Consider the following 23,285-nt stretch of genomic DNA (forward strand, 5'->3'; position numbering starts at 1 on the left):
ACAATATATATGTGTATATAGTAAAATGATAGATTAAACTTGACAACGAAATTTTACTATGATAGTATATAGTCGTGGGAAATTTATTTATTGAACAAAGAAAGAGGTGCTGCTTTGTGCAAAAAAATCCTTTAGCTGAAATAAGATCAAATGTAGAGAACTATATAGGTCAGAAAGTGAGACTTAAAGCTAATAAAGGGAGAAAGAGAACTACCGTTAGAGAAGGAGTAATCGAAGGAGCGTACCCTAGTTTATTTGTAGTAAAAATCGATGGAGGATATAATTCCACAAGAAGAGTATCCTACTGCTATTCAGATATACTAACATCAACAGTTGAGTTGACAGTATTTGATAAAGAAAGTGAAAATGAAATACTAATAAGTTAAATGATCTGGTTAAAATGGTTCATCTTAAATTTTAAGATGAACCATTTTAATTTTTTGTCGATTTGTATAAAAAACATGAGCATTGCACATTACTAAAATTAAAGGGGAAAAATAAAAAATCATAAAAAAATCATAAAAAAATTATTGACATTTTAAAAAAATGAAAGTATATTATCTATAGTATAATAAATGTAAACATAAAGTTTACTTAAAGTAATCAAATTTTTTTGGCGAAAAAGTTTAGTAAAAATAAACAAAATATATAGCAAAAGTGTACTTTGAACAAACTTTTAAATGACAGGAAGGGGATGTAAACATTGAAAATAGAACAGTTAGGGAGACATATCTTAGTTGAGTTTTATAACTGCGACAATGATATATTAAATAATCATGAATTAATAGAACAATATATGAATGAGGCAGCAGTGAATGCTAAAGCAACAATAGTTAAGAGTGTTTTTCATCATTTTAATCCTTGGGGAGTTAGTGGTGTAGTAGTAATTCAAGAATCACATTTAACTATACACACATGGCCAGAATATGGATATGCAGCAGTAGATCTATTTACATGTGGAGAAGAAGTAGATCCTTGGACTGGCTTTGCACACTTAAAGAAAATGTTGAAATCAAATAGAACTGAAACTCTAGAAGTACCTAGGGGACTTGTAGATAAAATAGAGAGATTTTCAGAAGATGATATAGAGATAGAGGATTTTAAAGCGAAAGTTATATAGAAAGTTTTAATATCTTAAATTAAATTATCTTTTCTTAAAAGCAGACTAAGTTGTAAACATTATAAATAAATACTGGTAAATGAGCTACAATCAGAACAGTGCAATTTTAAAAAATATACAATAGTTCGTCTGTTATTTTAGGACAAAAGGTATTTTAGACATGAAGCTATTAAAGTTTTTATTGGAATTATAAAGAAATGGAAGGAGAAAAGAAATTAGATGGAATTGTGGTATACAGAAGAGCAGACAGATAACGTTAGATTTTCAATGAAGGTAAAAGAACACTTATTTACAGGTCAAAGTGATTTTCAAAAAGTAGATGTAATAGACACTTATGACTTTGGAAAAGTGCTTACTATAGATGGACTAGTAATGGTTACAGAAAAGGATGAGTTTATATATCACGATATGATAACACATGTTGCTATGTCTACTAACCCTGAAATTAAAAGAGTACTAGTAATAGGAGCAGGAGATGGTGGAACTGTAAGAGAGCTTACAAGGTACAAAAACATAGATCATATAGACATGGTGGAAATAGATGAACTTGTAGTTAAAGTATCTAAAGAATTTTTACCAATAACTGCTTCTAAGCTAGATGATCCTAGAGTAAACCTGTATTTTGAAGATGGTATAAAATTTGTAGAAGACAAAATTAATGAATATGACTTAATAATAGTGGATTCAACAGATCCAATAGGACCTGGTGAAGGACTATTTACTAGGGAATTTTACAGAAACTGCTACAAAGCATTAACAGATAAGGGTATATTAATAAATCAAAATGAAAGTCCATATTACGAAGGCAATGCTAAAGAAATGGCTAGAGCAGTTAATAAGCTTTCAGAAATATTCCCTATATTCGAAGTGTATCAATACCATATGCCAACTTATCCATCAGGACATTGGTTATTTGGATTTTCATCAAAAGAGCTTCATCCAATAAATGATTTTGATCCGAAAAAGTGGGAAAGCTTAGAAATAAAAACTAAATACTATAACACAGATATTCATAAAGGCGCATTTGCCCTTCCTACTTATGTCAAGGAGATGATAGACGGTGCAAAAGCATAAGAATGTTTTAACTTTCATAGGCTTTGACAGTGAGTATGAGGATTCTGAAATAATAGTATTTGGAGCACCATTTGATGGCACAACATCATTTAGACCGGGAGCTAGATTTGCTCCGAGCATTATGAGAAATGAATCGTATGGTTTAGAAACATATAGTCCTTATTTAGATAAGGATTTAGAAGATACGAAAATATGTGATGTTGGAGACTTAGAATTGCCTTTAGGGAATACAGAAAAGACAATGATGGTTATAGAGGAGTTCTCAAAAGATGTATTAAACAGTAACAAGATACCTGTCATGATAGGCGGAGAGCATCTAGTAAGCTATCCTGTAATAAAGTCTGTATATGAAAAATATGAAAATCTTCACATATTACACTTTGATGCACATACAGATTTAAGAGATGAATTATTTGGAGAAAAGCTATCTCATGCAACAGTTATAAGAAGGGCTTGGGATCTAGTTGGAGATAATAGAATACATCAGTTCGGAATCAGATCAGGAGAGAGAGAAGAGTTTAAGTGGGCGGAAAAGCATACAAATTTAACTAAGTTTACATACGAGGGGCTTGATGAAACGGTAACATCTATAGGTGATAGCCCTGTGTATGTGACTATAGACTTAGACATATTAGATCCATCAGTAATGTCAGGGACAGGAACACCAGAACCTGGAGGAATAAGTTTTAACGATATGATGGTTATAATAGAAAAATTGCAAAGACTAAATATAGTAGGAGCAGATGTAGTGGAATTATCACCCCACTATGATCAAAGTGGAGCATCAACAGCAGTAGCATGTAAAGTATTAAGAGAATTAGTATTAGCTATAAGCAACTAGCTTATATAAGTTTTTTCTGAACTGTGTAAGTACTGAATGACTGATGGAAGCTGAGTTTCTATACAGATATAGTGAGAGAAGTTTATATATTCCTAATAATATTTTGGTATAAAAAGTAAGGTTTTCCTATAATAATATATGACACTAACTTAATTTTATAGATCCGATTAAAAAAATTATAATAAATAAGAATATTCCTACCTTGTAACTCATATTATTAAATAGTATGAATTGTGGATTTTTTATATTTTGAAGGGGGAGTATTTATGGCAGTTGAGTTAATTAAAGATAGACTTAAGATAGACCAGTTAGTCGGAAAAGAAGAAATACAGTCACTAGTAGAAGGGGAAATCACATTACCAGAAAATAAGCCTAAGATAGAAAATGTAATAACACTAGACGGATCAGTAGAAATAACTAATAAACTGGTACGAGAAGATAGACTTATAGTAACAGGAATAGTTAACTTTAAGACTCTTTATACTACAGAAGAAGATGAAGAGCAATCTATACACAGTTTAGAGTCCAAAACAGATTTTAGAGAAGAGATACTCTTAGAGGAAGAATATCCAGGGGCAATACCTGTAGTAACAGCAGATATAGAGCATTTAGAATATACAAAAATTACAGACTATAAAGTAGCAGTAAAGACAGTAATCGATATAAGAAGTAAGCTACAATTAGATAATACTATAGATATAGTTAGAGATATACAAGGTGGGGAAGGAATACAAATATTAAAAGAAACTATAAAATATAATGATACAATAGGGTCTAATACTACTAGAAGTGTAGTAAAAGAAACATTTGAACTAGAAGAAGAAATGCCAAATGTACTAGATGTATTAAGAGTGAATGCAAAAGTGTATGAAAAAGAGACTAGGGTAGTAGAGGGAAAAGTAATAGTAGGTGGAGCATTAGAGTGCTTTATAATGTATTTCTCAGACGATGAAGAGAAGAAAATAAACTACATAAGTCAAGAGATTCCATTTACACATTTTGTAGAAATACCAGGGGCATATAAGGATATGGACTATACGTTGTCACTACAATCTGGTGATATTAATTATGACGTAAGAGGGGACATAAACGGAGATCTAAGAATAATAGATGTAGAAACTTCTGTAAGAATAGAGGCAAAAGTATATACTCAATCAGAAAAAGAAGTTACAACAGATACATACTCTACGGTTAAAAAGTTTGATGTTAAAAATGAACAGATAGTAATTACAGAAAACATAGGGAAGCATTCAGTAGATGAAACGTTAAAAGGAGTAGTAGAAGTAGGACATGGAGATAAAGTAGAAGATATCTGTAACATAAGCGCAAAACCAGTATTAAGTGATTACAGAATATTAGAAGGAAAAGTGATAATAGAAGGGCTTATAGAAGTAGATATGCTTTATTTATCCGATACCAATAGTAGCTTAAATAGTGTTAAACAAGAAATTCCTTTCAAGTCATATATAGATATTGAAGATACAAAGAGCGATATAGATGTAGATATAGTAAATATATTAGATAATATAGACTATAATAAGACTAGCGATAAAGAAGTAGAATTAGAAATAACACTAAAAAATCAAGTATATATAAATAGAGTAAAAAACATAAATATAGTAAAAGAAGCTATAGAATTAGATGAGGAATTAGATAAGAAGTCAAGACCAAGCATAACGATATATATGGTTCAAAAAGAAGATACAATATGGGATATAGCTAAAAGGTACAATACTACGGTAGATGAGATAATAAGAACAAACGATATAGTAAATCAGGAAAATATAATGCCAGGAGAAAAAATAATAATAGAAAAGCATGTAGATACAGTTTACCAGCTATAAGTAAAAGAGTAATAGCCCTTGTTATCAGGGGCTTTTTTGTGTTTTTAAGAAAAAAATAAAAAAATTAACAAATGGATTTTGTATTCGTTATGAGATATTATATAATATAGGCAGCGAACCAATTTTAAGAATATGCTAAAATTGTATGAGTCGCTTACTCGGCGACGTATGGAGCGGAGTTTTATTGATATATGATTTTGCACAAGGAGCTGAATGAATGAGAAAAGTAAAATTGAATGCTTATGCAAAAATAAATCTATCACTAGATGTTCTAGGAAAAAGAGAAAATGGGTATCATGAGCTTTCCATGATAATGCAACAAATAGACTTAAAAGATATAATAACTATCGAGGAAGTAAACGGAATACAAAATAGTATAGAGATAAACTCAAATAGCTCTAAAGTACCATTAGATAACTCAAATATAGTATATAGGGCATGGGAAGAGATATCAAAGAAATATAGTGGAAATAAAGGAGTACGTGTAAGTATAGAGAAAAATATACCTATATCGGCAGGATTAGCCGGAGGAAGTACAGATGCTGCGGCAGTATTAAAGGGATTAAATAAACTGTGGTCACTAAATCTTACAGATGCTGAACTTATGGACATAGGTTTAAAAGTAGGAGCTGATGTACCGTTTTGTATAATAGGTGGAACAGCACTGGCAGAAGGAATAGGAGAAAAACTAACAAAAATAAAATCATTTTCGAATAAGTACATACTACTAGCTAATCCAGGGATAGAAGTTTCAACTTCACATGTATATAAAAACTTGAATTTAAAAACAATAGAGAAAAGACCAGATATAAATAACATAATAAGATATATAGAACAATCTGATATATATTCACTTTCTAAAGAAATGTCAAATGTACTAGAGAGTGTAACTATAAAAGAAAATCCCATAATAGATGAAATAAAGCAGAGTATGATTTCAAATGGAGCAGTAGGTAGTTTAATGAGTGGAAGTGGTGCAACTGTATTTGGAATATTCGATAGTGAAGAAAAGCTTGAAAATTGTAAAAAAATACTAGAGAAAAAAATAGATACAGTTATATGCACAAAGACAATTTAATAGGAGGCAAACAACAGTTAAAATAAATATATAAGACTATATAAATATTATAGGTTTATAGTATGATATTTATATAGGTGATGATACAAAGAAAAGATTATCGAATAGGTGAGTTTTCAGAGTTAATTGAAAAGACAGTAGAGACTTTAAGAAATTGTAATAACAACAGGCAACTAATAAAAAGAAAATAGGATATTGTAGAGATAGTTCCAACAAGCAAAAAGATGATATGGAACGTCAAATTGAAAATATTAAAACATATATGTAACAAGGGGTTATCAGTTTGAAATAATACAAGATATAGGAAGTTGAATTAACTACAATAAAAAAGGATTAAATCAACTAATAAATATGATGATTAATTCAGAAGTTAAAAAGATAGTAATTCTATATAAATATATATTATTAAGATTCGGCTTTGAAATTATAGATAATGGTGAAAATACAGAAGAGTAGGGGCTAATTGAGGACTTAATTAAAATTATTACAGTATTTTGTAGGTTGCAAGGTAAGAGAGCAAATAAAGCAAAGAAAATGGTTAAGGAGTTGTTAGAGAATGATACTGGCTAAGAAAGTTAGAATTATTCCTAATATAGAACAAGAACAACAACTTTGGAAATCTGTTGGAACTGCAAGGTTTATATATAACTGGACACTCGCAAAACAAGAAGGGAATTATAAAAATGGTGGTAAATTTATAAGTGATGGGGATTTAAGAAAAAAAATCACTTTAATGAAACAAACAGAAGAATACAAATGGCTTAAAGAAGTGTCTAACAATATAGCAAAACAGGCTGTAAAAGATGCCTGTAGTGCTTATAAAAGATTTTTTAAAGGATTAGCAAATAGGCCAAAGTTTAAAAGCAAAAGAAAAAGCAAGCCATCGTTTTATAATGACAATGTAAAGCTAAAAGTTAAACATAAGCAGATTATTATAGAAAAAGTAGGTTGGATTAAAACATCAGAACAAATACCAATTGGTGTTAAGTATACTAATCCAAGAGTAAGTTTTGATGGGAAGTATTGGTATATATCCGTAGGTACTGAGAAAGAAAACTTGAAAGTGGAATTAACTGATAAAAGCATGGGCATAGATGTTGGAATTAAAGACCTCGCTATATGCTCTAATGGAATGATTTTTAAAAATATTAATAAAACAAGGTTGGTTAAAAAATTAGAAAAAAGATTACGTAGGTTGCAACGTAAAGTATCAAGAAAATATAAAGTGAATAAAGAAGGGAGGAAGTTCGTCAAAACAAGCAACATTATAAAACTTGAAAAGCAAATTAGATTACTTCATAGAAAGTTATTTAATATTAGGAACAATCACTTACACCAAGCAACTACTAAGATAGTGAAAACCAAGCCATCAAGAGTAGTAATGGAAACACTTAATATAAAAGGCATGATGAAAAATAAACATTTATCAAAAGCTATAGCCAAACAAGGATTATACGAGTTTAAAAGACAACTTCAATATAAATGTGAATTCTATGGAATTGAATTTATAGAAGCAGATAAATGGTATCCTTCATCAAAGACATGTAGTGAGTGTAGGCATATAAAAGGTAAATTATCACTGTCAGAGAGAACCTATATCTGTGAAGAATGTGGAGCAGTAATAGATAGAGATTTTAATGCTTCAATTAATTTAAGCAGATATTCAGCATAACTACTAAAACAGTTGTGCTTGAGGTGTAGGAATCGTTGTATCCGAAGTTAAGCCCTTGGAGTGTTATATCAAACGAAAGTAGTATGTTCTTAGAACTACAAAATCGGACATAATGAACAGGGAATTAAACAAGCTTTATGGAGTTTTATAAGGTTTTGGCAACGGAGATATATTGAAAGACATAGGAAGAATAGAGATAGAGCAATACAAACCTCTAAGAGATATAGTATTTGAAACATTAAGAGAAGCTATATTAAGTGGAAAGTTGAAACCAGGAGAGAGAGTTATGGAAGTTCAACTTGCTGAGAAGTTAGGAGTAAGTAGAACTCCAGTAAGAGAAGCTATAAGAAAACTAGAGTTAGAAGGACTGCTAGTAATGATACCAAGAAAAGGTGCTTATGTAGCGGATGTATCTATAAAAGATGTATTAAATGTATTAGAAATAAGAGCATCTCTTGAAGGATTAGCTGCATCATTAGCTGCAGAAAGAATAACAGATGATGAAATAAAAGAACTAAAAGAAAAAGCAAAAGAATTTGAACAAATGTCAAAGGAAAATAATAAAGAAGGAATGATACAAAAAGATACAGAGTTCCATAATGTACTATTGAATGCATCTAGAAACGATAAGCTTGTAAATATAGTGGAGGGCCTTGGAGATCAAGTTCAAAGATTTAGGGTTATATACTTTACGGAGTATAAAAATGATGAAAATATAAAAATAGAGCATAGCAGAATAGTAGATGCTATATCAAAAAGGGATTCAGAAAAAGCTGACGAGGTAGCTCAAGAACATATAGGAAATATAGGTAATTACTTATTAAATCAAATAACGCAGAAAAAAGAAGGTTAATATTAACCTTCTTTTTTTATGCATAAAAACATAAATATTTTGCTTAAAAATATAGTTGAAATTAGTATCTAAAAATCTCATTTATTGTATAACTTCTTTTAAAGTGGAAATATTAAATTACTAAGGGGTGATACAATTTGTCATTTGAAATTCAACAAGCACTAAGATATATGTTTAATGCATATAATTTAGCATTTACTATATTAGCATGTATGTACGGACTTATAATAGATTTAAAACTATTTAATAAAGAGGGATTAGATAGAGAGAAAAAGATAGCAAAAGGTATGTATATTGGCGGTATTATAATAGGAATAATTATATTTGCAATCCCAAGGATTTTTTAAGGAGGTCATAAGTTGAAATTTTTAAAGAACTTCTTCAGAAGAACTAAAACGAAAAAAAATAAGCAAAAATATGATAATGAAAAAAAAGCTGTAAATAAAGAAGAAAGCTCAGATGATTCATATTTAAAAGAAGATGGATCAAATATATTAATAAACATAGATGACAATATAAAGATTTTAAAAGAACTATTTAAAGATTGTGATGATATTGTATTTAAAAACTTTGTAATAGGACCAAAGCTAGATACTAAGCTGGTTATGGTATATATAGACGGTCTAGTGGATAAAACTTTGATTGCTGATAATGTCACTCAGGCATTAATGCAACAAGCTAGAGGAAGGAAACCAGAAGATGTAAAGGCAAATTTATATAAAGTTATAGAAGAAGGAAATGTTTCTGCACCGGAAATGGAAGACATAAAAACTATAGATGATATGACTAACAGTATACTTGGAGGAGATACTGTACTTATAATAGATGGATATCAAAAAGCAATGGTAATAGGTTCTAAAGGGTGGCCAACTAGAAGCATTTCAGAACCACAGTCAGAGGCATTAGTAAGAGGACCAAGAGATGGATTTAATGAAACATTAAAGACAAATATAACTCTGGTTAGAAGAAGGATAAGAGATACAAAGTTAAAAGTAAAAACTATGCAAATAGGTAGAAGATCAAAAACAGATGTAGCAGTGCTTTACATATCAGACATAGCAGATGAAAGAATAGTAAATGAGGTTAAATCTAGGCTTGAACAAATAGATATAGATGCTGTATTAGAGAGTTCATATATAGAAGGATTTATAGAGGATGATAACTATACGATATTTCCACAGACTGAGAATACAGAAAGACCTGATGCTATAGCGTCTGGACTTTATGAAGGTAGAGTAGCTATATTGGTAGATAATACACCATTTGGTTTAATGGTACCAATAAATATAAATAGTCTTTTCCAGTCATCGGAAGATTATTATGAAAGATGGACTGTAACATTTATACTGAGACCAATAAGATATCTTGCAGCTATGATAGCAGTATTTGCTCCGGCATTTTATATTGCAGTAACTTCATACCATCCTGGGTTACTACCAACTAGACTAGCACTTCATATAGCGGCTAGTAGAGCTACAACACCTTTTCCAGCGTTTTTAGAAACGTTTATGATGATTTTAGTTGTAGAGTTTTTAAGAGAGTCAGGGACTAGAATATCAGGACCGATAGGAACTACAATAGGGGTTGTAGGAGGACTAGTTATGGGACAATCGGCAGTAGAAGCGGGTCTCGTATCACCACTAATGGTAATTATAACAGCATTAACCACAGTATCGATATTTATGATACCAAACTATAACTTTAGTGGGAGTATTAGACTTTTGTGCTTCACAATGATATTTCTAGCATCTATATTAGGTTTTTATGGAATGATGCTAGGCGCTATAGCTACAGGAATACATTTATCTAAATTGGTAAGCTTTGGGACGCCATATCTTTCACCATTTGGAATCTTAGGCAAGTACTTAGATGATTTACAAGATAGCTTTATTAGAATACCGCTAAATAAAATGAGAAAGAGAGCTCGTTTTGGACATATTACTGACCAGACTAGGCTACCTGATGATAAGTCTAAATAATTATATAAAATAAAAGGTGTGAATAAAAAATGATGGATGACAACAGTAAAATAAATAAAACACAATTATCTATGATTTTATTTAATACTATGATGGGTGTAGAAGTTCTATCACTTCCTAATAGATTAGCAGACGAAATAGGAACAAGTGGTTGGATAAGTATAATACTAGGTGGATTATTAAGTGCTGCTATAATGGCTATGATAACTAGCGTGGCTTTAAAGTACCCTGGAAAGTCAATGGTTGAATTTTCAAGAGAGCTTCTGCCACCTGCTATAGCAAATACTATAAGTTTTATATATATGGTTGAATTTTTGATCATTGGGTCGCTAGTCATAAGACTGTTTAACGAAGTTGTAGGTATATTCCTACTTGTAAATACACCATACGTCATAATTAATATAACTATAGCTATGTTAGCCGTATATATGGTTAGAAGTGGTATAGAACCTATGGGAAGACTTTTTATTGTAGCAACAATGTTACTTATTCCAATTGTATTGTTTGCAGGATTAACTTTATTAACTGATATAAAGCTAAAAAACTTTCTACCTTTGTTTCAGTTTGATACAAAAACTTTAGCAAAGTCTGTAACAAGCACTATAAGTAGTTATTCAGGATTTCAGATTGCATTTTTACTAGTGCTCTTTGTAAAAGAAGATAAGGATAAAACTATAAAATACAATGTAATGTCTGTAATATTCTTAATAGTATTTTATTTACTAACGTTTTTCGCTACCTTAGGTAAATATGGTGTGGATAAAATGAAATCTCAAATTTGGCCACCTATGTCTCTTATGAGGAGTATTCAGATACCATCAGCGTTTGTAGAAAATATAGATGCATTAGTTCTATCTATATGGATAATAACTGTATTTACCACGCTATCATCAGTATTATTTGGTGCTTCATTTATTGCAAGCAGATTATGTAATACACGACAAATAAAACCCTTTGCTATTCCGGCTGTACTAATTATGATGTACTTATCAGTTATTCCTTCAAATTTATCTCAAACATACTTATTTGCTAAGACAGTTATGCCTAAGTTTAGTGCAGTAACTATATTTACAGTACCAGTTATATACTTCATAATATCTAAAGTTAAAGATAAAAAGAAGGAGAGTCTAAATGGGTAGGTTTATTAAAACTATAGCTATAGTTATGATAATACTGTTATCAACAACAGGATGTTGGGATAGGGTTGAAATAAACGAAAGGGCATTTGTAGTCCTGACGGGATTGGATTTATATGATCCTGAAAAGAGTGCGGGTGAAGAAAGACATAAGCCACCTAAAAATGAAGAAAACAGATATAAAATAACTTATGTACTACCAAGTTTTGCGGCAATAAAGCAGACATCTCCTAGTGGAGAAAATAGAATAGTGCTTCAGACAGTAGCAAAAAGCTCTTATAAAGGAACTAGGGAGCTTACAGCTAGAATGGATAGTAGACCATTCTTTCAACATATGAAAGCATCTATACTTGGAGTAGATGTAATTAAAAATGAACAATATTTTATGGAGGCACTAGATGGATTAGAAAGGCAAGATGAAATAAGTAAAAAGATACATATATTCATTGCAAGTGATCAGGCTAGTGATGTCTTGAATGTTAAGTCCATACTTAAGCCATTATCATATAAATTACAAGGCATGGGACAAGGATATAGAGGAACACCTATATATATTCCAAAAACATTGGAAGAAGTTATTACTGAAGTAAAGCAAGGAGATGCCATTATACCAAGAATTCAAGCAAGTGATACAGAAGTAAAGGTTGCAGGTAGTGCAATAATAAAAGATAAAAAGTTTTTCTCATGGTTAGGAGAAGAGGAAACAAAGATAGTATCATTTTTAACTAATAATATAAAGAAAGGTATAATGGAGGCTGATCATAAGGGAATTAATATACCATATATGATAGAGAACACAAAAACTAGGAAGAGTGCAAGGGTTGAAGATGGAAAGATAGTTATAGATATAATGATATCAACTCGAGGAGATATACAAGAGTACATTATAGGTAGAGAACCTAGGCTTACAGATGTAGACTTTCTAGAAGACATAGAAGTAACAATACAGGAAAAAATAAAACATGAAGCTGAAAGAGTTATAAACAAACTTCAAAAAGAAATGAAGGTAGATATAATAGGGATAGAAGATCATCTAAGAAGATATAATCCGGAAATATGGAAGGAAGTAGATCATGATTGGAGAGATATATATCCAACAGTAGATATAAATGTGAAAGTGACTTCAAGTATTACAGATATAGGCACTGTAAAATAGAGTTTTTGCTAAGTACTTTAAGATATAAAGGTTTATGAAAGAATGTTTTAAAGTTAATATAGGTATTCTTTATTTGTGGAAAATAAAAAATACTTCTTAACTTTATCTATATTAAATATTATGTAGTTGTCAGTTATTTCTTCAAAATTGACCAAAGCTATTTATAGAACCAGAAAACAATGGATAAGTTCTAATATAGTTAATTATACTTATACTATCTATACTTTCTAATATAAAAGGTTAGAGATAAAAGAAGGAGAGTTTAAATGAATAGATTTACTAAAATTATAACTATATCCATGATTATATTACTATTAACGACAGGATGTTGGGATAGGGTTGAAATAAATGACAGAGCATTTGTAGTCATGACAGGATTAGATTTATATGATCCTGAAAAGAGTACGAGTGGAGAAAGATATAAGCCACCTAAAAATGAAGAAAATAGATATAAGATAACTTATGTACTACCAAGATTTGCAGCAATAAAAGAGTCTATTTCCGGTGGTGCAAGTAGCGTAGTGTTTCAAACAGTGGCAAAAAGTGCTTATAAAGGAACTAGGGAGCTTACAGCTAGAATGGATAGTAGACCATTCTTTCAACATATGAAAGCATCTATACTTGGAGTGGATGTAGTTAAAAACGAAAAATACTTTATGGAGGCATTAGATGGATTAGAAAGAGAAGTTGATATAAGTGGAAAGATACAGATGTTTGTTGCAAATGATCAGGCTAGTGATGTTTTGACTGTTAAGTCTATACTGAAGCCATTAGCATATAAATTACAGGGTATGGGAGAAGCATATAGAGGAACAACCGTATATATTCCAAAAACATTGGAAGAAGTTATTACTGAAGTAGAGCAAGGTGATGCCATTATACCAAGAATTCAAGCAAGTGGTACAGAAATAAAAGTTGCAGGTAGTGCAATAATAAAAGATAAAAAATTTTTCGCATGGCTAGGAGAAGATGAAACAAAGCTAGTATCATTTTTAACTAATAATGTGAAGAAGGGTATAATGCAGGCTGATTATAAGGGCATTAATATACCATATATGGTACAGGACGCGGAAACTAGAAAAGTTGCAAGGATAGAAGATGGAAAGATAGTTATGGATATAATGATATCAACTAAAGGTGATGTACTAGAATATATTATAGACAGGGAACCTAGACTTACTGATGTAGGTTTTATAGAAGAACTAGAAGTAATAGTGCAGGAAGAAATAAAGCATGAAGCTGAAAGAGTTATAAACAAACTTCAAAAAGAAATGAAGGTAGATATAATAGGAATAGGAGATCATCTAAAAAGATATAATCCGAAAATATGGAAACAAGTAGAGCGTGATTGGAGAGAAGTATATCCGACAGTAGATGTAAACGTAAAAGTAACCTCAAGTATTATAGATGTAGGTACTGTAGAATAAAAAAATCACCAATTATTTTAATTTACAAGGTTTTATTTAAACTTGTAAATGGTTCTATATGTAGATTGGAATTACATTTAGCGATTTATCTATGATTTTAAGGATCACTGTTTATTAAAAATACACTATGTAATATATAATAAGTGAAATTGTTCATTACTTTAGCTATAGTAATTATACATTGTTATATCGAAGGTTAAAGGTAAAGAAAAAGGGAGAGTTTAAATGGGTAGATTTACTAAGATTATAGCTATAGCTATGACAGTATTATTATTCACAACAGGATGTTGGGATAGAATTGAAATAGATAACAGAGCATTTGTGGTCATGATGGGGTTAGATTTATATGATCCTGAAAAGAGTACGAGTGGAGAACGGCATAAGCCACCTAAAAATGAAGAAAATAGATATAAGATAACTTATGTTCTACCAAGATTTGCAGCAATAAAAGAAGCCCCTTCTAGTGAACAGCAATCAGGTGCAATAGTACTCCAGACAGTGGCGAAAAGTGCTTATAGAGGAACTAGAGAACTCACAGCCAGAATGGATAGTAGACCGTTTTTTCAACATATGAAAGCATTTGTATTTGGAATAGGTGTAGTTGAAAATGAACAATATTTTATGGAAGTATTAGATGGGTTAGAAAGAAACACTGATATAAGTAGCAAAATACATATATTTGTAACAAATGAGCAATCTAATGATATTCTGAGTGTAAAATCTACATTGAAACCATTAGAATATAAACTACAAGGAATGGGGCAAGCATATAGAGGGACACCTATGTATATTCCAAAAACATTAGAAGAAGTTATAAATGATGTGCTAGCAGGAGATGCAGTTATACCAAGGATTCAGGCAAGTGATACAGAAGTAAAGGTAGCAGGTAGTGCAGTAATAAAAGAGAAGAAATTTTTTGCATGGTTAGAAGAAGAAGAAACAAGGGCAGTGGCATTTTTAACCAATAACGTTAAAAAAGCAATACTAGAGGTTGATTATAATGGAATTAATATACCTTATATGGTAGAGAGAGCAAGAACTAAAAAAAGTGCGAAGATAGAAGATGGAAAAATAGTTATAGATATAATGATATCAACTAAAGGTGATATACAACAGTATATTGTAGGGAAGGAACCTAGACTTACTGATGTGGATTTTTTAAAAGAATTAGAAGAAATTATAGAGAAACAAATAAAAGATGAAGCTGAAAGAATTATAAATAAAGTTCAAAAAGAAATGGAAGTAGATATAATAGGAATAGGAGATCACCTAAAGAGATATGAACCTAAGATATGGAAACAAGTAGAACATGATTGGAGAGAAGTATATCCAACGGTAGATATAAATGTGAAGGTAACTTCATCTATTACAGATATAGGGACTGTGAAGTAAAAACTTCATTAATTACTTTGATTATTAAAACTCTATAGAAGAATATTTAAAAAATAGTATAGAAGCCTCTTTTTTGTCAATACTCTTATTAAGATGATTATATAGGAGGATGTTTCATGATGAACAAAAAGGGGATTTTTATTGCCATAGCAATTATTACTGTTTCAATACTTATGAGTACAATGTATATACAAAAACAAAATAGAGTTGAAGTTAATAATCAAAACTATAATGAGAGCTATAAAGATAAGCTAATAAGATTTCACGTATTAGCTAATAGTGACTCACCAGCGGATCAAGAATTAAAGCTAAAAGTAAGAGATAGTATAATAGAAAATATGAATAGTGAGTTTGAAAAGTCATCATCTATAGAAGAAACTAGACAAATAATAAGCGAAAATATAGAAAACATGAAAAATATAGCATTAAATGAGATACATAAAAATGGGAAAGACTATAATGTAGATATAAAGCTAGAAAAAAGCAATTTTCCAACAAAATCATATGGGAAGTTTACACTGCCAGCAGGAGAATATGAAGCTGTAAGAGTTTTAATAGGAGAAGCAAAAGGACAAAATTGGTGGTGTGTAATGTTTCCACCGCTATGTTTTGTAGATGTAGTAAACGGAGTAACAGATACAAAGACGGAAGAAAATATGAAGAAGTACTTAACTGAAGAAGAGTATGAAAAGATAATTACTAATAAAGATAAAAAAGACAAAGAAGATATAGAAGACATAAAAGATATTGAAGACATAAAAAATACTGAAGATAATATTATGGATGGTAAAGTAGTCATAGAAGAAGAAAATACTATAAAGTTAAAGTCTAAAATAGCAGAATTAATAGAGAAATACATATAAAGAAGGGGGTCTAGTGACCCTCTTTTTATTTATATTTAAAAGTTATAGCTTATTTTTATAATTTAATATAATTAATTTCTATTTTATTGAATAAATTTTGAAAAATTACAGAAAATACAGTTACATAGCTTTAAACTTTTATAAAAAGGAGGAGGAAGAATTCTTGAAAAGAACATCAATATATCTGAGTATAGCTATATTAATAACTTTTATAGGCGGATCTCTATACTTAGACTATAATAAACCTAAAATAGAAGAACAGCAAGTATCTTCAGCAGCAAATGGAAATGTTCTTACATGGGGATCTTCAGGTGAAGAGGTAAGAACTGTTCAACAAAAATTACTGAACTGGGGATTTTTCAGTGGAGATGTTGATGGTGTGTACGGAGCAGATACATACCGAGGAGTAAGAAGATTTCAAAGACATCATGGGATAGCAGAAGATGGAATAGTAGGTGGAGAAACAGCACAAAAAATAGGAATAACTCTAGGAGGGGCTGCTGCTGCTGGTAATAATATAAATAGAGAAGATGATGTATACCTGTTAGCAAGAGCAATTCATGGAGAGGCAAGAGGAGAACCATATATAGGAAAGGTAGCAGTAGCAGCAGTTATATTAAATAGAGTTCAAGCTAGTGAGTTTCCAAACACCATAGCAGGTGTAATATATCAACCGCTTGCATTTACAGCAGTAGCAGATGGTCAAATAAACTTAACACCAGATGAGGAATCTATGAAAGCAGCAAGAGATGCATTAAATGGATGGGATCCAACTTATGGTTGCACATACTATTGGAATCCTCAGACTGCTACTAGTAAGTGGATATGGAGTAGAAAGGTAATGTTAAAAATAGGTAAACACTGGTTTGGTGTATAAAATGGAGGTGAGAAGATGGATGATAACAAAAGAAACGATAGAATGTATGATGAATTAGATAATAATGAGGATAATGATAACAACGATCATAGAAGAAGAAATAACTATATATTAGTAGGATTACTGACTGTAGCACTAATAGCAACAGCATTGTTTGGTATAAATCAAAGAAGAGTTAAAGGGGAATATAAAACAGCACTAAACAATGACTACCAAAGGCTTTTCTATGATACTAAAGCACACATAAATAATGTAGAGGTATCTCTTTCAAAAGCTGTGCTTTCAGACTCAAAAGAGCAAAATATATTACATTTGTCACAAGTAGTGCAACAATCACAGTCTGCACAAGAAAAGTTATCACAAATGCCTGTAAATCATACTGATATAAATAAAACTACAAAATATTTAACTCAAGTATCAGATTATTGTTACTCATTAATAAAGGGCCACTTAGAAGGAAAAGACATAACTAAAGAACAGAGAGATTCTCTAAAAGAATTAGGGAAATACTCAACGTACTTATCTGGTGAAATGTCAAATCTTCATAATAAATTTATGAAGGGTGATCTGGACTTTGATCTAGTAAGACACAATGAAAAAAGAGAATTAAAGAAAGCTAATGAAAATATGCTAAATACTAGCTTAGTAAAACTAGAAGAGGAAATGACAAAATATCCAGAGTTAATATATGATGGACCTTTCTCAGATCAAGCAAGAAAGATAAAAGCAAAAGGATTAGGAACTAAAAAAGTAAATAGAGAAGAAGCTAAAAAGAAAGCAGAAACATTTATAGGAACTAAAAAGGTAGGAAAGATCACTAAATTTGAATCAGGTAAAGATTTAGATAATGAGGCGACTATACCGTCATATACATTTAGTGTAGCTCCAAAGAACAAGGAAAAAGAACAGGCAATATATATAAGTGTGAGTAAAACAGGAGGAGACATAGTTTGGATGTCAAATCCTAGAAACGTAAGTAAAGCAAGCATATCTATGGAAGATGCACATAAGAGAGCAAAACAATTCTTAGAAGAAAAAGGTTTCAAAAATATGGAGCTTAACTACTCACTAAATAATCATAATGTAGCAACACTTAACTTTGCATATACATTAGACAATGTAACAATATATCCAGACCTTATAAAAGTGAAAGTAGCGCTAGACAATGGCGAAATAGTAGGTTTTGATGCGTTACACTATTTAAAAGAGCATCACGAAAGAAATATTCAAAAACCAACTATAACACTAGAGCAGGCAAGAGCAAAAGTGAGATATGACTTTGATATAACTAGTACTAGATTAGCTATAATTCCAAAAGGAACTAAAGATGAAGTATTATGTTATGAATTCAAAGGTAACTATGAAGGGGATAATTTCATAGTATATATAAACGCAAATACAGCACAAGAAGAACAAATATTAAGAGTAATAAAAGATGAAAATGGTACACTAACATTCTAAATTTAGTGACCATGTAGTCACTAAAGACATTTTACTTTATCTAAAAGTAAAATGTCTTTTTCGTTGTAAAAAAAAACTTGTTATAATAAAATATTATTTAATGAAAAATTTAAAAATTACTTTCTTTGATAAGCTTTTCTGAAACATCTTAATGATTATGCTTATAGAGATAAATAGTGTAGATCCTTATGAAGTTAAAAGAAGTCTTTATCTCTACTATAATCTATACTTAGTTTTATCAGAGCTTCATAGACAGTATTTCCTGAGCGATGTTTTAAGATAGAGTATAGTAAAGTTTTTCATGGTTTGAAATTCAATTGACGATTTAAAGGGAGGGATGTCTAAAATGGATAATAGACCTATAGGTATATTTGACTCAGGCATAGGCGGATTAACAGTTTTAAAAGAAATATCAGAGCAACTTCCACATGAAGATATAATATATTTTGGAGATACTGCAAGAGTTCCATATGGAACAAGATCAACGGAAACAGTTATAAAATATTCCTTTCAATGTATAAAATTTTTACTAAGTAAAAATATAAAGGCGATAGTGATAGCATGCAATACGGCTACATCAGCAGCGCTAAAAACTGCACTAGAGCACTTTGATGTACCAATAATAGGGGTAATAGATCCAGGAGTAAAAACAGCGGTAGCTACAACTAAGAATAATAAAATAGGAATAATAGGAACTACTGGAACTATAAATAGTGAAGCTTACCAAAAAGGAATAAGAAAGCTAAACAAATCAGCAGAAGTAATAGGGATAGCTTGCCCTCTATTTGTTCCGATAGTTGAAGATGGATGGGAAGATACAGAAATAGCTATGATGACAGCTGAGAAATATCTAATAGAGTTAAAAGAACATAATATAGATACTTTAGTATTAGGATGTACACATTATCCTATACTTAGATACACGTTATCTAAAGTTATGGGAGATAACGTAAATTTAGTAAATCCTGCATATGAAACGGCTAAGGAAGTAAAGCAATTATTGAAGTCGAAGGATATGCTTTCAAATAAAGCGGATAAGTCAAAGCAAGAATTTTATGTAAGTGATGATCCAGAGAAATTTAGAAGAATAGGTGGAAATATTTTAAATAAGAATATTGTAGATATAGAAATGGTAGAGATTGAAAACTTGTAGAATAGATCGGAGGATAAAAGTTGAAAGAAGTTACACTTAAGATAATAGGAATTCAGACCACATCAGATGGAGAAGAAGATACTATGGAACTGACTACTAGAGGGAAGTTTTACGAGAAGTTAGGAAGCTATTTTATAGTATATGATGAAAGTGAAATATCAGGTATGGAGGGAGCAACTACCACATTAAAAATCCAAGGTAGAAAAGTTCTTATGAAAAGATTTGGAACAAGTAATTCAAGTATGATATTTGAAAGAGGAAAAAAACATACATGTGAATATGCAACTCCATATGGGAATATGGACATGGATGTAGTAACAAATCATATAGATGTAGATGTAAACGAAAATGGGACAGGAAAAATTGAGATAAAATATAAATTAAATATAATGGGGTCTGAGGTAAACAACAAACTATCTGTAGATATAATGTAAAATAGATTTAGAAGAATAGAGGGATTTATTTGGCAGGACTCATATTAGAAGGAGTTTGTACTTCAGGAAAAAGTACAATATTAAAGTATATATCTAATAATGAAAGATATATAAGAATGGAAACTAAAATTCAATTGAACGAATTTATGACAGAAAGAGTAATAGAGTATCCTAGACCTAAAATAGAAGAGAGGATAAAGCTACTGCAGAATTATGTAGAAATAATAGATAATCTAAATTCAAACTTCTATAATTCAAGGTTTAAGAGAATACAACAATCGGAAGTCAAGCCATGTTACTTATTAGAAAGGTTTCATCTAACACATTCAGTAGAAGAATTAAACTTTTTACCATTTAAAGATATAGACAAAAAATTAAACGAGCTAAACTTTAAGCTCGTTATATTAACTATAGATGAAAATATTATATCTAAAAGATTAGAAGATTCCTTTAAAAGAAGAAATAATAGCTGGTATAGATATATAATGTCTTTTGAAGGAATTGAGTACGCTAGCGAAAAGTATAAAAATATGCAAGAAAAGCTTGTAGAACATAGCAAATTATCAGTACTAGATACTAAAATAATAAATACGTCAAAATGCAATTGGCAAGAGTATACAAATGAAATACTAGATTTTTGGATGAGCTAGAATGTTTATCTCCTTAAACATTCTGTAGCTATATCATTTGCAGCTATCATTCCAGTCTGATAAGCTCCGTTTTGCCAACCATGAGAGTTAGAAGTATGCTCACCAGCAAAGAATAATCTATTATCATATTCTGGTGTAATCATAGAGTAAGAGAACAATCTTTTTTGCTCAGGTTGGAAGTAAAGGAAGCACCCTAACTCATAAGGTTCACTTCTCCAGTTTATAGAAGCATATCCATCTACTATAGAATCGAGATATCCAGGACGAAGGCCATGCACTTCTTCCACTTGTCTCATTACTAAGTCTACTCTTCTTTCTATAGGTAAATTACCAATTCGATCTGCATCTTTACTAACGTTGTAAGAAGCAAGTAAGACACCAGGAGTATCATTAGGTGCATAGTCAGGATACCATATAGATGCTATAGGTAAGTCAGTAAAAGACCCACCACCTACAATCCTTCCGGAAGGGTTATCCTCTTGCCAAAATCTTTTATTACATAAAAGTAGAGTTTTTTGAGCATTAACATAATATGTTTCTCTTATAGCTTGAAATTTCTTTTGTGAGAATAAAGGAAAAGTATCAACAGTTCTAAGGGCACTAAAAGGTATAGCACAAATTACATAGTCAAAACTTTCATCTTTAAGCTTTTTAGAATCTGTATTTCTAGATCTTAGTATCACACTATTATCAGATCCTTGATAAATACCTTCCACAGGGTGATTTAGCTTAAAAGTAACATTTCCTAAATCACTATTAGATATATTGCCGTATTCGGTAGGATTAGGACTAGTTAGTGAATTATAAAAAGCAAAAGGTAATCTAGAAAATCCTCCCACTACTTTATAAAGATTTGAAAAGACTAAACCCATATATTCATTTAAAATTTCAATATGAGAGTCATACCAAAAACCAAAAGTCATGGGATCTACACTAGATAACATATCTATAGCACCATCACTAAGTTTGAGCATTTCCATGGCTTTTCTAGTACTAGTATAGTCCCAAAATTCTATTATTGAGTCATACTTAGGCTTAGTTTGTAGAAGCTCCTTACGAATTTCAGGAGGAATAGTTAATAATAGACCTTCACCCACATAGTCAAAGAGATCAGTCCAAGGTACTTTAGTTTCCCAATTAGCCATAGGGAATTGAGGATATATGTATTTGGATACTTCTTCACCATTTGGATCATTTCTGACTCTGACTCCTCTTACATATTTAAAAGCTTCTGGAGAAGACTGTATAAAAGGAGTAGTAGTTAATTTAAACATGTTAATATAGTGCCAAGTAGTTTCGTGAGATACAGGAATTCTCATAGGTCCTAACTCACCATAATATTTTCCACTCTTATCGAAGTAGTAAGTACGAATTCTACCACCTATACGATTGGTGGCCTCAAATATTTTAATATCAAATCCTAATTTTCTAAGCTCAAAAGCAGCGGCAAGACCAGCAGCACCAGCACCAATTATTCCAACCTTAACCCCCTTAAATCGACCTGGATTAGCTATGGTAGTAATGTTTTGAGGAGGCCCTAGACAACTCAAAATACAATCATAGTCTTCAACTCTATTTAATTCTTTTAATTCATTTAAAATCATTTCATGTCTTTGTGCATCCGTAACCAAAAAAATCAACTCCTTAGTCAATATAGTAAATTATATTAACTAAGGAGTTGATTAATGACACCTATATGTATCTAACAGATATATTACTGTTTCTATAATAAGCTTTAACTAATATAGGTACTAATATAATTTGTATAATTATAGCAGGCCAAGCATATATAAAGGCAGCTTTTAGAAAAGTAGTAAATCCAAGCTCAAATCCAAATAATTGACCTAATAAGTAGCTAAAAGCACCACCAGCTAGTCTGCCAATAATCATACTAAAAACAAGAGAAGGTAGGATGGTGATCTTTAAGAAATTAAAAAATACTCCTGCTAAAAGACCATATATTCCAAGCTCAAGCATCATAACGAAGACTATAGGAACAGATGGCATTCCAGACACAATAAGATTTAATACTGGAGCCAGAATTCCAACTAAAAGTCCCCAAAAAGGACCAACTATAAATCCCGCTAATAATACCGGTAAGTGCATAGGAGAAAAAATAGTGCCGTCAATTCCAGTCATATGAAATATAGATGAAAACAAAAGAGTCAAACCTAAAAGGACTCCAGATAAAACTAAATTTTTAATTTTAAAACTCATAAAAACTCTCCTTTGTATTGAAAATTGTATATATCTTATTTACCAAGATATCTTTAAT

At 30.8% G+C, this 23,285-nt stretch carries 22 protein-coding genes and 1 pseudogene; 21 read left to right on the forward strand and 2 right to left on the reverse strand.

What is annotated here, in order from left to right; translation table 11 throughout:
• Window positions 1-116: 116 nt before the first annotated feature.
• The 21 genes and pseudogenes from CURI_RS00710 (at window position 117) to CURI_RS00810 (ending at window position 21,010) form a co-directional block, all read left to right on the forward strand.
• Window positions 117-386 carry a Veg family protein gene (locus CURI_RS00710; protein WP_014966361.1) on the forward strand — a complete coding sequence of 90 codons (270 nt, stop codon included), beginning with the start codon at window positions 117-119 and terminating at the stop codon, window positions 384-386.
• A gap of 317 nt (window positions 387-703) precedes the next feature.
• Window positions 704-1,120 carry an adenosylmethionine decarboxylase gene (gene speD, locus CURI_RS00715; protein ID WP_014966362.1) on the forward strand — a complete coding sequence of 139 codons (417 nt, stop codon included), beginning with the start codon at window positions 704-706 and terminating at the stop codon, window positions 1,118-1,120.
• Window positions 1,121-1,339: 219 nt separating this feature from the next.
• Window positions 1,340-2,194 (forward strand): polyamine aminopropyltransferase, encoded by an 855-nt coding sequence (gene speE, locus CURI_RS00720; RefSeq protein WP_014966363.1) that lies wholly within the window; start codon window positions 1,340-1,342, stop codon window positions 2,192-2,194.
• Window positions 2,181-3,035 carry an agmatinase gene (gene speB, locus CURI_RS00725; protein WP_014966364.1) on the forward strand — a complete coding sequence of 285 codons (855 nt, stop codon included), beginning with the start codon at window positions 2,181-2,183 and terminating at the stop codon, window positions 3,033-3,035. Before speE ends, speB begins: the two co-directional genes overlap by 14 nt.
• A 266-nt stretch (window positions 3,036-3,301) precedes the next feature.
• Window positions 3,302-4,879 carry a DUF3794 and LysM peptidoglycan-binding domain-containing protein gene (locus CURI_RS00730; RefSeq protein WP_144275976.1) on the forward strand — a complete coding sequence of 526 codons (1,578 nt, stop codon included), beginning with the start codon at window positions 3,302-3,304 and terminating at the stop codon, window positions 4,877-4,879.
• Between the two features lie 217 nt (window positions 4,880-5,096).
• Window positions 5,097-5,957: a 4-(cytidine 5'-diphospho)-2-C-methyl-D-erythritol kinase gene (ispE, locus tag CURI_RS00735; protein WP_014966366.1), complete on the forward strand. Its 861-nt coding sequence runs from the start codon at window positions 5,097-5,099 to the stop codon at window positions 5,955-5,957.
• A gap of 80 nt (window positions 5,958-6,037) precedes the next feature.
• Window positions 6,038-6,527: pseudogene (locus tag CURI_RS00740) on the forward strand (IS607 family transposase).
• The gene (locus tag CURI_RS00745) at window positions 6,514-7,629 is read left to right on the forward strand and encodes an RNA-guided endonuclease InsQ/TnpB family protein (RefSeq protein WP_014966367.1); all 1,116 of its coding nucleotides are present in this window, start codon (window positions 6,514-6,516) and stop codon (window positions 7,627-7,629) included. Before CURI_RS00740 ends, CURI_RS00745 begins: the two are co-directional and overlap by 14 nt.
• Before the next feature lie 172 nt (window positions 7,630-7,801).
• Entirely contained in the window at window positions 7,802-8,482 is a 681-nt protein-coding gene (locus CURI_RS00750; protein ID WP_014966368.1) for a GntR family transcriptional regulator, read from the forward strand.
• A 137-nt stretch (window positions 8,483-8,619) separates the two neighbouring features.
• Entirely contained in the window at window positions 8,620-8,829 is a 210-nt protein-coding gene (locus CURI_RS00755; protein WP_014966369.1) for a CLC_0170 family protein, read from the forward strand.
• 12 nt (window positions 8,830-8,841) lie between these two features.
• Window positions 8,842-10,461 carry a spore germination protein gene (locus CURI_RS00760; protein WP_014966370.1) on the forward strand — a complete coding sequence of 540 codons (1,620 nt, stop codon included), beginning with the start codon at window positions 8,842-8,844 and terminating at the stop codon, window positions 10,459-10,461.
• A 29-nt stretch (window positions 10,462-10,490) separates the two neighbouring features.
• Window positions 10,491-11,600, forward strand: a complete 1,110-nt coding sequence (locus CURI_RS00765) for a GerAB/ArcD/ProY family transporter (protein ID WP_041701321.1) — start codon at window positions 10,491-10,493, stop codon at window positions 11,598-11,600.
• On the forward strand, window positions 11,593-12,753 hold the full coding sequence (locus CURI_RS00770; protein WP_014966372.1) for a Ger(x)C family spore germination protein: 1,161 nt from the start codon (window positions 11,593-11,595) through the stop codon (window positions 12,751-12,753). The genes CURI_RS00765 and CURI_RS00770 overlap by 8 nt, the downstream gene beginning before the upstream one ends.
• A 266-nt stretch (window positions 12,754-13,019) precedes the next feature.
• Complete coding sequence (locus CURI_RS00775; RefSeq protein ID WP_014966373.1) at window positions 13,020-14,180, forward strand: Ger(x)C family spore germination protein; 1,161 nt, start codon at window positions 13,020-13,022, stop codon at window positions 14,178-14,180.
• Window positions 14,181-14,405: 225 nt separating this feature from the next.
• On the forward strand, window positions 14,406-15,572 hold the full coding sequence (locus CURI_RS00780; protein ID WP_014966374.1) for a Ger(x)C family spore germination protein: 1,167 nt from the start codon (window positions 14,406-14,408) through the stop codon (window positions 15,570-15,572).
• Between the two features lie 116 nt (window positions 15,573-15,688).
• Complete coding sequence (gene spoIIR, locus CURI_RS00785; protein WP_014966375.1) at window positions 15,689-16,435, forward strand: stage II sporulation protein R; 747 nt, start codon at window positions 15,689-15,691, stop codon at window positions 16,433-16,435.
• A gap of 163 nt (window positions 16,436-16,598) precedes the next feature.
• Window positions 16,599-17,312 carry a spore cortex-lytic enzyme gene (sleB, locus tag CURI_RS00790; protein ID WP_041701324.1) on the forward strand — a complete coding sequence of 238 codons (714 nt, stop codon included), beginning with the start codon at window positions 16,599-16,601 and terminating at the stop codon, window positions 17,310-17,312.
• Window positions 17,313-17,327: 15 nt separating this feature from the next.
• Window positions 17,328-18,773, forward strand: coding sequence for a germination protein YpeB (gene ypeB, locus CURI_RS00795; protein ID WP_014966377.1), 1,446 nt, complete (start codon window positions 17,328-17,330; stop codon window positions 18,771-18,773).
• Window positions 18,774-19,119: 346 nt separating this feature from the next.
• Window positions 19,120-19,926, forward strand: coding sequence for a glutamate racemase (gene murI, locus CURI_RS00800; protein WP_041701326.1), 807 nt, complete (start codon window positions 19,120-19,122; stop codon window positions 19,924-19,926).
• Between the two features lie 20 nt (window positions 19,927-19,946).
• Window positions 19,947-20,360: a YwiB family protein gene (locus tag CURI_RS00805; protein WP_014966379.1), complete on the forward strand. Its 414-nt coding sequence runs from the start codon at window positions 19,947-19,949 to the stop codon at window positions 20,358-20,360.
• Window positions 20,361-20,389: 29 nt separating this feature from the next.
• The gene (locus tag CURI_RS00810; protein WP_014966380.1) at window positions 20,390-21,010 is read left to right on the forward strand and encodes a hypothetical protein; all 621 of its coding nucleotides are present in this window, start codon (window positions 20,390-20,392) and stop codon (window positions 21,008-21,010) included.
• 5 nt (window positions 21,011-21,015) lie between these two features.
• Here CURI_RS00810 and CURI_RS00815 read toward each other — a convergent pair whose 3' ends face one another.
• Together CURI_RS00815 and CURI_RS00820 are read right to left on the reverse strand one after the other, a co-directional pair.
• A complete protein-coding gene (locus tag CURI_RS00815) occupies window positions 21,016-22,641 on the reverse strand; it encodes a flavin monoamine oxidase family protein (RefSeq protein WP_014966381.1) in 1,626 nt (541 codons plus the stop codon).
• Window positions 22,642-22,702: 61 nt separating this feature from the next.
• Window positions 22,703-23,227 (reverse strand): ECF transporter S component, encoded by a 525-nt coding sequence (locus tag CURI_RS00820; protein WP_014966382.1) that lies wholly within the window; start codon window positions 23,225-23,227, stop codon window positions 22,703-22,705.
• Between the last annotated feature and the right edge of the window lie 58 nt (window positions 23,228-23,285).

It is taken from the genome of Gottschalkia acidurici 9a (assembly GCF_000299355.1).
Taxonomy (GTDB): Bacteria; Bacillota; Clostridia; order Tissierellales; family Gottschalkiaceae; genus Gottschalkia; species Gottschalkia acidurici.

What these genes read in the sequence shown, in the direction of transcription:
- CURI_RS00730 (WP_144275976.1), top strand. Translation starts at nt 3,302, where the DNA reads ATGGCAGTTGAGTTAATTAAAGATAGACTTAAGATAGACCAGTTAGTC.
- CURI_RS00770 (WP_014966372.1), top strand. Translation starts at nt 11,593, where the DNA reads ATGGGTAGGTTTATTAAAACTATAGCTATAGTTATGATAATACTGTTA.
- CURI_RS00765 (WP_041701321.1), top strand. Translation starts at nt 10,491, where the DNA reads ATGATGGATGACAACAGTAAAATAAATAAAACACAATTATCTATGATT.
- CURI_RS00745 (WP_014966367.1), top strand. Translation starts at nt 6,514, where the DNA reads ATGATACTGGCTAAGAAAGTTAGAATTATTCCTAATATAGAACAAGAA.
- murI (WP_041701326.1), top strand. Translation starts at nt 19,120, where the DNA reads ATGGATAATAGACCTATAGGTATATTTGACTCAGGCATAGGCGGATTA.
- speE (WP_014966363.1), top strand. Translation starts at nt 1,340, where the DNA reads ATGGAATTGTGGTATACAGAAGAGCAGACAGATAACGTTAGATTTTCA.
- ispE (WP_014966366.1), top strand. Translation starts at nt 5,097, where the DNA reads ATGAGAAAAGTAAAATTGAATGCTTATGCAAAAATAAATCTATCACTA.
- CURI_RS00775 (WP_014966373.1), top strand. Translation starts at nt 13,020, where the DNA reads ATGAATAGATTTACTAAAATTATAACTATATCCATGATTATATTACTA.
- spoIIR (WP_014966375.1), top strand. Translation starts at nt 15,689, where the DNA reads ATGATGAACAAAAAGGGGATTTTTATTGCCATAGCAATTATTACTGTT.
- ypeB (WP_014966377.1), top strand. Translation starts at nt 17,328, where the DNA reads ATGGATGATAACAAAAGAAACGATAGAATGTATGATGAATTAGATAAT.
- CURI_RS00820 (WP_014966382.1), bottom strand. Translation starts at nt 23,227, where the DNA reads ATGAGTTTTAAAATTAAAAATTTAGTTTTATCTGGAGTCCTTTTAGGT.
- CURI_RS00780 (WP_014966374.1), top strand. Translation starts at nt 14,406, where the DNA reads ATGGGTAGATTTACTAAGATTATAGCTATAGCTATGACAGTATTATTA.